This is a genomic window from Marinobacterium sp. YM272 (assembly GCF_050908845.1).
Taxonomy (GTDB): domain Bacteria; phylum Pseudomonadota; class Gammaproteobacteria; order Pseudomonadales; family Balneatricaceae; genus Marinobacterium_D.
On sequence record NZ_CP194171.1, the window covers coordinates 4,020,438 to 4,031,985 of the forward strand.

The 11,548-nt window shown below is 54.9% G+C and carries 12 protein-coding genes; 7 read left to right on the plus strand and 5 right to left on the minus strand.

Going from position 1 to position 11,548, the window contains the following annotated elements:
• Nucleotides 1–570 precede the first annotated feature (570 nt).
• From ACQUQP_RS17940 to ACQUQP_RS17970, 7 genes are all read left to right on the plus strand, one after another.
• Nucleotides 571–1,683, plus strand: a complete 1,113-nt coding sequence (locus ACQUQP_RS17940) for an extracellular catalytic domain type 2 short-chain-length polyhydroxyalkanoate depolymerase (RefSeq protein ID WP_432696401.1) — start codon at nucleotides 571–573, stop codon at nucleotides 1,681–1,683.
• 31 nt (nucleotides 1,684–1,714) lie between these two features.
• Entirely contained in the window at nucleotides 1,715–2,260 is a 546-nt protein-coding gene (locus tag ACQUQP_RS17945) for a hypothetical protein (protein WP_432696402.1), read from the plus strand.
• Nucleotides 2,261–2,536: 276 nt separating this feature from the next.
• A complete protein-coding gene (locus ACQUQP_RS17950; RefSeq protein WP_432696403.1) occupies nucleotides 2,537–3,106 on the plus strand; it encodes a transglycosylase SLT domain-containing protein in 570 nt (189 codons plus the stop codon).
• A gap of 411 nt (nucleotides 3,107–3,517) precedes the next feature.
• Entirely contained in the window at nucleotides 3,518–4,399 is an 882-nt protein-coding gene (locus tag ACQUQP_RS17955; protein ID WP_432696404.1) for a PhnD/SsuA/transferrin family substrate-binding protein, read from the plus strand.
• 22 nt (nucleotides 4,400–4,421) lie between these two features.
• On the plus strand, nucleotides 4,422–5,219 hold the full coding sequence (locus ACQUQP_RS17960; RefSeq protein ID WP_432696405.1) for a phosphonate ABC transporter ATP-binding protein: 798 nt from the start codon (nucleotides 4,422–4,424) through the stop codon (nucleotides 5,217–5,219).
• Nucleotides 5,220–5,232: 13 nt separating this feature from the next.
• Nucleotides 5,233–6,039: a phosphonate ABC transporter, permease protein PhnE gene (gene phnE / locus ACQUQP_RS17965; RefSeq protein WP_432696406.1), complete on the plus strand. Its 807-nt coding sequence runs from the start codon at nucleotides 5,233–5,235 to the stop codon at nucleotides 6,037–6,039.
• Between the two features lie 54 nt (nucleotides 6,040–6,093).
• Nucleotides 6,094–7,254 carry an alpha-D-ribose 1-methylphosphonate 5-triphosphate diphosphatase gene (locus tag ACQUQP_RS17970; protein ID WP_432696407.1) on the plus strand — a complete coding sequence of 387 codons (1,161 nt, stop codon included), beginning with the start codon at nucleotides 6,094–6,096 and terminating at the stop codon, nucleotides 7,252–7,254.
• A 260-nt stretch (nucleotides 7,255–7,514) separates the two neighbouring features.
• On the opposite strand, the gene ACQUQP_RS17975 is transcribed toward ACQUQP_RS17970, so the two are convergent.
• From ACQUQP_RS17975 to phnL, 5 genes are read right to left on the minus strand one after another with little or no spacing between them, the layout of a single operon-like run.
• A complete protein-coding gene (locus tag ACQUQP_RS17975) occupies nucleotides 7,515–8,369 on the minus strand; it encodes an EamA family transporter (protein WP_432696408.1) in 855 nt (284 codons plus the stop codon).
• Nucleotides 8,359–9,147 carry a phosphonate metabolism protein PhnP gene (phnP, locus tag ACQUQP_RS17980; protein WP_432696409.1) on the minus strand — a complete coding sequence of 263 codons (789 nt, stop codon included), beginning with the start codon at nucleotides 9,145–9,147 and terminating at the stop codon, nucleotides 8,359–8,361. The genes ACQUQP_RS17975 and phnP overlap by 11 nt, the downstream gene beginning before the upstream one ends.
• A complete protein-coding gene (gene phnN / locus ACQUQP_RS17985; protein WP_432696410.1) occupies nucleotides 9,122–9,691 on the minus strand; it encodes a ribose 1,5-bisphosphokinase in 570 nt (189 codons plus the stop codon). The genes phnP and phnN overlap by 26 nt, the downstream gene beginning before the upstream one ends.
• 2 nt (nucleotides 9,692–9,693) lie before the next feature.
• Nucleotides 9,694–10,830 (minus strand): alpha-D-ribose 1-methylphosphonate 5-triphosphate diphosphatase, encoded by a 1,137-nt coding sequence (gene phnM / locus ACQUQP_RS17990; protein WP_432696411.1) that lies wholly within the window; start codon nucleotides 10,828–10,830, stop codon nucleotides 9,694–9,696.
• Nucleotides 10,827–11,540, minus strand: coding sequence for a phosphonate C-P lyase system protein PhnL (phnL, locus tag ACQUQP_RS17995; RefSeq protein WP_432696412.1), 714 nt, complete (start codon nucleotides 11,538–11,540; stop codon nucleotides 10,827–10,829). Before phnL ends, phnM begins: the two co-directional genes overlap by 4 nt.
• Nucleotides 11,541–11,548: the final 8 nt, after the last annotated feature.

The window sequence follows — 11,548 nt, forward strand, 5'->3', positions numbered from 1 at the left end:
GGAATGGATAGCCCGCTCCTGCCTCTGTGATGTTCATAAGCGGACCGGCTGCTGAGCCTCAGCTGTTTATTTCGATACACATATCACTTAGAACCTCAGGTTGTTTCCCGCACCGGGACTTCTCCGATCTCTACTGCACAGATGTAACACTGATCGAGCACAGTATTCCGACAGACATATACAAGACTCGCTGTTACACTCGAGAACAGGAACCTTCCTTCCGGAGGCAGCAATGGATCGCTGGCCCAAAGGACTATAACCATAACCGGCAGGCCCCTTCTCTTGGCAAGGGTGATCTCCCGCCGGATAGCTCCGGAAACGCCCCTGTTGTCTCAGCACAACTTGTATCAGCAAAACGTAAATCTGAACCTCGCCGTTACCAGGCGGTGTCGGGTTAACCCGTTATTTGTCTTAATCGCGCAGACGGCAGCAGCACAGTCCACCTGTAGCCTGTTGATGTCCGCGTAAAAGGCGAGTTTCACTTCGATCAACCGAGTCACATGCATGGGCTGTCGGCGCTGCCGAACACCGCTACCCCACGCATACCACCAGTAATCGATAGGAGTCGTTATGCCGAGCTCAACAAAAACAACCACTGCGCCGCGGCTGGAAGGATTTGGTGCCGACCTGTCGCAAAGCTCGATCTCCGGATTGTCATCCGGAGCCTTCATGACAGTACAGATGCACCTGGCGCATTCATCCCGATTTGTTGGCGCCGGCATCATCGCCGGTGGACCTTTCCGCTGTGCAGAATCGTTCCGGGCCGCGGCGATGATCGCCGAGGATGCCTTTACGCTGAATGCACTGTACACCTGCATGAACCCGCTGATCCCGCAAACCGGCCCCAACCCCGACAAGCTGGTACAGGTCGCACGTGAGACGGCAGATGCAGGCCTGATCGACGATCTGAAACACCTCTCCAAAAACAGGATCTACATCTTCACCGGTTCGGAGGATAAAGTGGTCCAGTCCGATGTGGTCAATACCACGCGAGAGTTCTACAAACGGCTGGGCGTTCCGGTCAAAAACATACGCTATGTGGACGATATCCCCGCCGGTCATTCGATCATCACCGATAACCCGGAGGACAGCGCACTCTCACTGAATCAGCCGCCGTACATCAACAACGGCGGCTTTATGCAGTCCTGGGACATTCTCAGCCATATCTACGGTGATCTGGAAGATCCGTCGGAACAGCTGTCCGGCAGTATTGTGCGGTTCGACCAGAGCGAGTTTTTCGATCCCGACAATCGGCAGCAGGACCGGGAGCGGGCCAGCATGAGCGACTTTGCCTATGCCTATATTCCCAAAGCGGTCGCCGAGGGCGCGAAATGCCGGGTGCATATCGCGCTGCATGGCTGCAAGCAGGGTTACAACTACATCAACTATGTGAACGGCAAACCGGACTATCAAAACTCGCCCCCCTACGGTAATCGCTACTTCACCACCACCGGTTACAACCAGATCGCCGACAGCAACAACCTGATCATTCTCTACCCCCAGGCGCAGGGCGCCGATGGTAACGGTGTTCAGAACCCGGATGGCTGCTGGGACTGGTGGGGCTATACCAGCGAAGATCCGCAGAATCCGGATTATTACTCCCAAAATGCGATCCAGATAAAGGCAATAAACAGGATGCTCGAACGTTTGGGCGAAAAGCGCGCGACCAAGCCAGCGGCCTGAAGACACAGACTCCAGTCAAGGGATTACAACAATGAAGCTACCTCGAACCATACCGCATGATCCTGACCTGAAACTCTCGCCTCAGGCCCTGTTCGTCAATTCAGCGGCGGCGATGTCGAATCGCACCAGCCAACTGCAAACGCTGGTCAATAACAGCCTGAACCTGCAAAGCACCAGCCTGAGCCGCGGCATGCCGTTCTTTATGTCACTGGCAAAAGGTGAGCCCGATACCCTGTCCGAGCTATTCCAGCTGCAACAGGCCATCGCCGGCCGCTTCATGGAGCAGAACGAGCAGTGGATGCAGGGCGCCAATCAGATCGCCAACGAAGCAAGCCAGCTCAAAAAGGCCAACACCCTGTCCAAATACATGGAGCAGCAGTGCGATCTGGTTGGCCAGTGGATATCGCTGATGACGATCCAGTCAACCAACCTGGCCTCACAGCTGGAGAACATCCAGGTGGATCTGGCCTACTGGATCTCGCAGAAAACAGAGGCCCAGGCAAGTTTGGCTGCCAAAGCAGACCAGATTGACAACACCGAGATACCTACCCTGACAGAGCGAGCCGATCAGGACTGATCCGGCAGAAACGCCTCCAGCCACCCTTTTGCAGCAACCGACAGCGGCGAAGGGGTGGCCTTTAATTGGTGAAAAGTGTCGGTAAACCAACGACATAAACAGAAGCCGGTTGGAGTAAATGTCGGGGGCAGGTCAAGGACGCATCAGTTAGACTGAACCCAAAGTGTGAGACAATTGGCGTTGCTTCGCTAAGGTGACTTCATAGCCACCTGCCTTTTCAATCTGATTTCTGATGTGTGTATGCGGAAAAGTTTTTTACTCCTGGCGTCCTCTCTCTTGCTGGCTTCCTGTGCCAGTTCACCGCCCTCCAACGTGGAAAACGCGTGCAGAATCTTTCGCGAGAAGCCCGACTGGTTCGATGCATCCCTGGATGCTGAACAGAAATACGGATTACCGATCCAGGTACAGCTGGCGATTATGCGGCAGGAATCAAGTTTTAGGCATGATGCCGCCCCGCCAAGAGATACTTTTCTGGGCATCCCGATGTGGTGGCGTGTGTCCAGCGCCTACGGCTATGCTCAGGTGAAGGACGGTACCTGGGATTGGTACAAGGATAAGACGGGCAACTGGGGAGCCGACCGTGATGATTACGATGATGCCGTCGATTTCATGGGGTGGTATGCCGACCTGTCTCAACGCACCCTGGGCATCTCCAAATGGGACGCATACAACCAGTATCTGGCGTACCACGAAGGACATGGAGGCTGGAAACGGAAAACCTACAACCGCAAGGGCTGGCTGGTCAGGGTCGCCAGGAACGTTGATGCGAACGCCCGGATGTATGGAGAGCAGCTCAGAGGCTGCAGGGATAGCCTGGGATCGTCCCCCTGGTGGTGGCCTTTTTAAACGCCTGGATATGAGAGCTGCAAGTGCCAGCTATCGCTACCAAACGGGCAGCCGTCCTCTGATAGTAAAGAATCTTCTTCACGCACTTTACTGACGTAACAGGATCGAACTGAAATCCTTAAAGCGGACATTCGGTAGAATCTGCCTCAACCGCCGCTACAGCAAATAGCGGACATTATAAAATTTTGCTCTGCTCCTAATCTGGGATTTGAAAAATAATGCCCCCTTTAAGCTGACAGGGCTTAAATAATAGATGCATTTTCTCATTCACGGCACCGTAATTTAACTGAAGGATTTCCGTCAGAATATTGTATCCACCCTTAAACGTAACTGAAATTTTAAGTCACTGAGTCAGTCATATAACTTGTATAGACTTCTTCCAAATTAATTTTCAAATCTAAAGGAAGAAGTATGAACCGCTTGATGTCTTTAGCCGCCGGGGCAGTGCTTGGTATGGCTTCTCTTGCCGCACAAGCAGAAACTGTAAAGCTTGCAGTGACAGACTTGGTTGGCATGGAAGAACTGCAACGAGAATTCGGTCAGTTCGTTAAGGTCCTGGAAGAAAAGACCGGTGACGATATTGAGTTTTACCCGGTCACCAACCGTACTGCGGCGGTGGAAGCACTACGTTTCAAAAAAGTCGATTTCGTAATGACCGGCCCCGCTGAGTATGTCGTTATTAAAAAGCGTACCAACGCTAATATCGTTGTAGGCTTTTCACGTCCCGATTACTTCGCCAGCGTTATTACCCTATCCGACAGCCCCTATTCCAATGTGAAATCCCTGGCCGGACAGAAAGTCGCTTTTGGTTCTGTCGGTTCCACCTCAAAGCACCTGGGACCCATGCAGGCACTGGCTGACTACCAACTGAGCCGTGAAGATATTGACGAGATTCACACCAAGATCACTGTTGGCTGGGAATCCCTCAAGCGCGGTGATGTGGCTGCTGTTGGCATGAACCATCTTAACTTCCTGAAGTTAAGAGATAAGGAAGCTGAAAAAGAGGATGGACTGGAAGCCGGCGCATTCCGTGTAATCGCACGTGGTCCAGATTTGCCCAATGATGTTCTGATGTCCGGGGAACATGTGGATTCCGCTGTCATTGACCGTATGCGCACCGCATTCACCGAAAACTCCCAGGAACTGATAGCTGCAATTCTGGCCGGTGATGACAACAAAAAGTATACCGGAATGAAATTCCTGACCGGTATCCAGGACAGTGACTACGATTATGTCCGCTCCATGTATGCGACCGCCGGTTACCCTGAATATGCCGACTTCATCGGCGACTGAGTAAACGTTTGAGGGGGTTGCGATGAATATGGGAATGGCTAGCGCTATCGAGAGTGGTTTGAGGACTGTTGCGAAGCCCGCAACCCCCTTGCTGAGCGTTACTTCGCTCAGCAAATGCTACGACGGACAGGAAGTGATATTCCGCGATGTCAATTTTGAAGCACCCAAAGGGCAGGTGGTATCAATCATAGGCCCCAACGGAGCAGGCAAAAGTACACTGCTGAGATGCTGTGTACGCCTGGTCGAGCCGGATAGCGGTTCGGTGAAGATTGGGCAGTGCGAACTGACTGCCCTTTCACACCGGCAGTTGGTAAAAGCCCGCACACGCGTAGGTTTCGTATTTCAGAAACATCAATTGATCGGCCGCATGAGCGTGCTTTCAAACGTCCTACATGGCGCACTAGGTCGACATTCTGGGCCACGCTTGTGGGCTCAAGCGCTCGCGCCGAACGATCAGCGGGAGGCCGCTTACCAGTGTCTGCAGCAGGTTGGTCTACAGGATCTTGCCCTGCGTAGGGCTGATCAACTTTCTGGAGGTCAGTCACAACGAGTGGCTGTTGCCAGGGTACTTATGCAAAGGTCAGAAATGGTCTTTGCCGATGAACCAACAGCCAGTCTGGACCCCCGGTCAGGCAATGAAATCATGGAGCTTCTGCAGCGGCTCAGCCATGAGCAGAACCTTGGGGTACTCATGGTTTCCCACGACATGTCCCATGCACATACCTTCTCGGACCGGATAGTTGGTCTGCGCGACAAAAGCGTGAAGTTAAATGCTCCCGTTGAGTACTGCTCGCTGTCCGAACTCAAAGATTTCTTCTGACGATAGGTTCTCTATGGCTATTAAGTCTGACGCTTCTGCGTCGGTGATGCCGAGCCGTTTCGATAATCCAGGGTGGTTATCGGGGCTGCTTTTTGTACTGTTCATCGGCTTTTTCAGTTGGGCTCTCTATGGGTCGGAATTTTCCCTCAACAATCTGATCGAGGGAATTCCCAATATGGGAGTGATTATGTCGGAGATGATGCCGCCAGATACCGAACGTGTCTGGCCCATCGCCAAGTCGGTCTTTGTCACCCTGCAGATGGCTCTTGTTGGTGCAGTGATCGGCATTTTGTTGAGCTTACCCCTGGCTTTCCTGGCAGCGCGCAACACCTCTCCCCACCCGTTGGTTTACCGCCTGGTACGTGCCTGGGTCAGCCTAGTCAGAACAATCCCCGATTTGGCCTGGGCACTCTTCTTTGTCGCCTCTGTAGGGCTGGGTCCCTTTGCCGGGGTGCTGACGCTGATCGTCGATACCATTGGCTTCTGTGCTCGCTTTTTTGCCGAGGCTATTGAGGAAGCAGACCCTCAGCCCAACGAAGCGTTGAAAGCGATCGGTGCAAACACCTTTGACCGTTGGGTCGTCGCAATATTGCCAGAAGCCGCGCCAAGCATGATCAACTCCAGCCTCTTCTCGCTGGAGAAAGCGGTTCGCTCCTCTGTGGTACTGGGTCTTGTCGGGGCCGGCGGTATCGGGGCAGAGCTGGCTGTATCGATGGAGATGTTCCGCTACGACCAGGCCGCGACCATCATCTTGATGGTGTTTGTCCTGGTATACGGCGTCGAGCGTCTGAGTGGCTGGGCACGAGAAAAGTGCCTCTGATTATTAGTCAGAACATTCCAAACACGTCATTGAATTATAAAGAGTAATCAATCCATGCTAGAGTTTTCACAGCCACTTCAACAACGTACCGGACAGGTGAACCTGCTTACTCCAAATGGCTGGGCCATTGCCGATCAGGTCGTGTTGGAGGATGGGCTTATCGCCCAGATCCATTTTATAAAACCACAGGTGGATACACCGGATCCGGAGCTCCCTTACCTGCTGCCCGGCATTATCGACTCCCATGGTGATGCGTTTGAGCGCGAGATTTCACCACGTTCGGGCAGCGAGTTTCCACTTGATCTCGCCCTGGCGACCAACGATCACCTGTTGGTGGGCGCCGGTATTACCACATTCTATTTCAGCATTACTGATGGCTTTGAGCCGGGGATGCGCTCGCGTAAGACGGTACGTGAGCTGCTATCGCTGATCGAAAAGCACAAGCAACAGCTGAAATGTGATACCCGAATCCATATTCGCCATGAGCAGGTGAACACTGAGGACCATCAGGAGCTGTGCGAATGGTTGAGCGGAGGGCGAATCGACCTACTGTCGTTGAATAATCATCTGCCCCTGCCAGACGACGAGTACAAGGTAAAACGCTTCAAAACCAGTATTTCCCGGCGCCTGAAGATGAGTGATGAAGAACTCGATACCTTTATCGCCGGGCTTCAGACCCGGCGTGAAACCGGCCTGGAACAGCTTGGTGAACTTTCATCCCTGGCGCGTCAGCATGGGATTCCCATCGCCAGCCATGACGATGGGAATCAGGAGGATGTAGAGCGGGCAGTAGCATTCGGTGTGTCCATTGCCGAATTCCCGCTCACTCTGGAAGTGGCCAGTGCCATGCGCGATAAGGGAGTATCGGTTCTGGTTGGAGCACCCAACCTGGTGCGGGGAGGCTCTCACATTGGAGCACTGGCGGCTGCGGATGCTATACAGAACGATTGCGCCGATCTGCTATGCAGTGATTACCACTACGCCTCTCTTTTCAGAGCACCCTTTGTCGCCGCCCAAGAAGGACTTTGCAGCTTTGAGTCCGCATGGCAACGGGTCAGTACCGGCCCGGCGAAAGCCCTTGGTATTGACGATGTGACCGGTTCGATAGAGGAAGGCAAGGATGCAGATCTACTGCTGCTGGATCGTCTGGACGGTTCCCCACTGTCGATCAAACGTGTTTGGGTAAAAGGTCGTAGCGTTTTGAGCGTGGACTAAAAGAAACACCGTCGTTCACTATCACCGAATATCAGAACACCAATATCGGCGTGGCCCTGTGGTGCTTGGTCGGGGTTATCATTTTGATGTTGACCGCATTCTTGAACCCCACCTTGCTGGACAGGGACACGCGCCCTCAATCCTACCCCGATCCTGCCAGGGACACCGATCTCGCCCAGCGGAGCGCGAGCCAGAAAGTGCATAGCCCCGTTACCGGAGCTCAACCCCGTCGCGGACGATTGAGCATCCCCCCCCCCCAATCAAGCAAGTTTCAGGCACAGGATCCCGACTAAAATCACAACACTGCCGATCAGGCGACTTTTCCACGCTGTGAACTCTTGGAACCAGAAGATAGAGATCAGCGCCGCGATGACGATACCTGTGTTGGAGAAGGCCACTACCACCGCCGATGGCAGACTACGCATGGCATAGACCACCAGCGCATAGGCTAATCCTACACAGAGCCCGCCAATAACCATGGGACCCAGGCCGATATTCGCCTCGGGCCACCAGCGCCCCGCTTCCTTTCTGAGCAGCATCGTTATAGTAAGCCAGGAGAGCAGATAACCCACGGAGATAAACCCGATCACAGACCCCATATCGGGCAGATGTTGAACGGCCTCTTTGTCGCTCATGGAGTAGACGCTGGTGGCAAACATGGCCAGAAATGCCCAGGGTAGTGCTCCCTGCCCCTCTCCAGCATCTGCGCTGCGGGCCATGACCAACAACCCCGCAACGCTGATACCGATGCCCAACCACGCCGTGCCGGAGAGCCGCTCGTCCAGCAGAAGCAGACTCCATAGCGCTATAAGCAAAGGCGAGCTTCTAACCAATGGATACACCAGTGCTGCGGACGCCCTGCGATAGGCGTGATGCAACCCCAGGAAGTAGAGGCTGTTTGCCAGCGCCGAGGTAGCAAGTAGCAGCAGCAAATCCGGGTTCCAATCAACACGGGTTAGCAGCGACCAGAAGCCCCAGGGTGCTAGCAGCAGCAGGTGAGCCAGCAGTACCCACCAGAGCGGCAATGCCGCAGCAGGCTGATGACGAGCAATCAGGTTCCAGGTTACATGCATCGCCACTGAAATCAGAATCGCGAGTTGCGGATCAAAAGTCATGTGAGGGGCTTAAAATCAAGCCATCGTAAGCCGGTGCTACGCCATCGGGTAATTTGCCTCCCTCCATCAACCAGTTCTCCAGTCGATGACTGATATGAGTCAGCCACAATCGTTTGGCGCCCGTTTCACGCCAGGTCGACAGGGCCGCATTCAGATCATTGTGATTACGTGGCGGTGCTTCTCTGGGCGGCTCGCTGCAATCAAGTACCAGCTCATCCAGCGGATAGGCTTGCAGATGTTCCAGTGTCTGGTCCGGCAGGCCAACGGTATCCGTGAGGTAGGCCAGACGCCAGTTGCCCTTCCGAATCAGTAATCCCTGGGTAACGCGGGAGTGGATCAGCGGTAGTGGCGTTACGGAAAACTCACCGAAATCTATCTCGCGAAACAGCTCACTGGGAGGTAAAAACTCAAAAGCACCGGGGTGCTTGTAGAGGTCATCGGCGCCTTCAGGATCATCCGGCCGGTAGACCGGGATCCGCTCCCCACATTCAGCCCAGCGCAGCGGAAACAAGCCCTGCACATGATCCATATGAAAGTGAGTCAGCAGAACCCGCTCTACCTCCTCAAAGCGAAAATATTCAGCCAGCTCCGTTATGCCGGCATCGATCAGGGTCGCCTTTTGCCCACAACGGATGACTGCAGACGCGCTTTTTCGCCGTAACCGGGAGTCCTGCCTCGCCGACTCACACGCGGAACAATGACAGCCCCACAACGGCACGCCACCCGCATTGCCTGTACCCAGAAACTCGAACTCAAGCATCCACTGGCGCTCCGCCATAACGCCGAACCAACCGGGTCAGCTGGATCACGCTCTGTTCGAGATCACCGCTATTGTCGAGAAGCTCAGCCTGCCCTTCCAGCTGCTGCTGAAACAGCCGATTGCGTTCGAGCCGCTCCTCAATCTGCTCGGCGCTCTCTCGTCCGCGTGCTGTCAGCCGCTCTCTGAGCTGCTCTGGCTCTACGCATACCAGCACCGGCACCAGCGTCGCTCCGAAGCATTGCCGCACTTGATCGAGGTGGCCGCGTGAGCCGTTGACAAGCACCGAGTGACCCGAGCCAAGCCAGTACTCCACTTCTCTTCCGACAGCATAGCGGCAGCCATTGGCACTCCAGTGCAACAGGAAGAGACCGGACTTCATCCGCTGGTCAAACTCCCGTTCCGAAAGCTCCACATGGTTTTCGCCGCCGGACTGCCAACATCGAGTGATGTAGCGGTGAGCGAACAGCAGCGGACTCTGCCCACCCAACCGATGCCGCAGACCGGTGATCAGCGAGTCCTTGCCACTGCCCGAGGGGCCCATCAGGTAAAACAGGTGTGCCATGATCAGAATACCCGGCCGCCATCTTTCCAGACATGCTTGATATGGGCGTGATCCTCAAGCCCTTCGTACCAAACCAGATCAGCGCGCTTACCAATGGCGATTTCGCCACGATCCTCAAGCCCTGCTGCCAGGGCTGGACGCTGACTGACAAGGCGCGTGGCGGCAGCCAGGTCATATCCATTACGCTCATCTGCCGCCAGTTTAAAGGCAGCATCAAGCAGGCTGGCCGGGTAGTAATCACTGGAAAGAACATCCAGCAACCCCTCGCTGGCCAGACTATGGGCAGCGACGTTACCAGAGTGAGAGCCGCCACGAACCACATTGGGCGCCCCCATCAATACCGCCATGCCATGGCGATGAGCTTCCCGTGCCGACACCTCAGTGGTCGGAAATTCAGCGATTACCATGCCATGCTCCAGTGACTCGGTCACATGCTCCAGCGTGGCATCGTCATGGCTGGCCAACGGAATTCCCAGCCCAAGGCAGATATCGGCAATCGCACGACGATAATCGGTACTGTAGAGATTACTTGCCTCAGACTGGCGCACGATAAACGCTTCCATCTCGCTATCGGACATTTTGTATTTGCCCTGGTAGTACTGACGGTATTTATCGATATTGGCGAACTGACGCTGGCCCGGCGAGTGATCCATGATCGAGACCAGCTGTGGCGGGTGCGACTCGAGCAGAGTTCTGAAGTTGTGCAACGTATCCTGGTGACTTACTTCACAACGCAGATGCAGCAGGTGATCAGCGCGGGTCAGCCCCCGGTCGCGACTTGCATGCAGTGCATCCGCCATGCGGCTGAGATTATTCAGGCGCTCGCTGCCCTCCACCACATCACCCACGGAGATCGCATCAAACACCGTTGTGATGCCTGCACTGATCATCTGAGCGTCATGCACTTTGAACGCCTGCATGCCTGGCCAGGCTACACCGGGACGGGGCGTGAAGTGTTTTTCCATATTGTCGGTGTGTAGCTCGACCATACCCGGCATCAGGTAGCCACCTTCACAGTCTACGGCACCGGGCAGACTGACACCGCCGGAGTCTATTGCCTCGATGCAGCCCCGATTGATGTGCAAGCTGCCATTAATCACCTCGTTGCTAAGAACGATCTTGGCATTGGTAAGAATCATGATGCAGCCCTGTTTGCAGATTTTCGGGTGTGATCGATTTCAAATATCTGGTCGGCAACCGCCTCACGGGCATCGGCGTCATGGAAGATACCGACCAGCGCGGTGCCGCGCTGACGCGCTTCCCGGATCAGCTCGACAACAATATTGGCGTTACGTTGGTCCAGCGATGCAGTGGGTTCATCGAGCAGCAAAATGGGGTAGTCGACAATAAAACCACGGGCGATATTGACGCGCTGCTGCTCGCCACCGGAGAAGGTGCCCGGCGGCAATGACCAAAGACGCTCAGGGATATGCAGGCGCTCAAGCAGCTCACCGGCTCGCTGATGAGCAAGCGTCTGCTCCACGCCGCGCTCGCGCAGGGGCTGCGCAACCACATCCAGTGTGGATACACGGGGAATGACGCGCAGGAACTGACTCACATAGCCGATGGTCTCACGGCGAATATCCAACAATGTCTGACTGGGTGCACCGGTTAGCTCCACCATCTCACCACGATGACGGACCCGGATGCTGCCACTGGTGGGTAGGTAGTTGGCGTAGAGCGAACGCAGCAATGTACTTTTACCGGAGCCACTCTCACCAAAGAGTACGGTGCACTCACCCTGGTGCGCTCTAAAATCGATTCCGCTGAAAACAGGGAGCTGGATACCACCCTGGTTATGCAGGGTGAACACCTTGGTGAGCCCCTTTACTTCAATCATGGTTTGCATGTTCATCG

What these genes read in the sequence shown, in the direction of transcription:
- ACQUQP_RS17940 (WP_432696401.1), top strand. Translation starts at nt 571, where the DNA reads ATGCCGAGCTCAACAAAAACAACCACTGCGCCGCGGCTGGAAGGATTT.
- ACQUQP_RS17945 (WP_432696402.1), top strand. Translation starts at nt 1,715, where the DNA reads ATGAAGCTACCTCGAACCATACCGCATGATCCTGACCTGAAACTCTCG.
- ACQUQP_RS17955 (WP_432696404.1), top strand. Translation starts at nt 3,518, where the DNA reads ATGAACCGCTTGATGTCTTTAGCCGCCGGGGCAGTGCTTGGTATGGCT.
- ACQUQP_RS17960 (WP_432696405.1), top strand. Translation starts at nt 4,422, where the DNA reads ATGAATATGGGAATGGCTAGCGCTATCGAGAGTGGTTTGAGGACTGTT.
- phnE (WP_432696406.1), top strand. Translation starts at nt 5,233, where the DNA reads ATGGCTATTAAGTCTGACGCTTCTGCGTCGGTGATGCCGAGCCGTTTC.
- ACQUQP_RS17970 (WP_432696407.1), top strand. Translation starts at nt 6,094, where the DNA reads ATGCTAGAGTTTTCACAGCCACTTCAACAACGTACCGGACAGGTGAAC.
- ACQUQP_RS17975 (WP_432696408.1), bottom strand. Translation starts at nt 8,369, where the DNA reads ATGACTTTTGATCCGCAACTCGCGATTCTGATTTCAGTGGCGATGCAT.
- phnP (WP_432696409.1), bottom strand. Translation starts at nt 9,147, where the DNA reads ATGGCGGAGCGCCAGTGGATGCTTGAGTTCGAGTTTCTGGGTACAGGC.
- phnN (WP_432696410.1), bottom strand. Translation starts at nt 9,691, where the DNA reads ATGGCACACCTGTTTTACCTGATGGGCCCCTCGGGCAGTGGCAAGGAC.
- phnM (WP_432696411.1), bottom strand. Translation starts at nt 10,830, where the DNA reads ATGATTCTTACCAATGCCAAGATCGTTCTTAGCAACGAGGTGATTAAT.
- phnL (WP_432696412.1), bottom strand. Translation starts at nt 11,540, where the DNA reads ATGCAAACCATGATTGAAGTAAAGGGGCTCACCAAGGTGTTCACCCTG.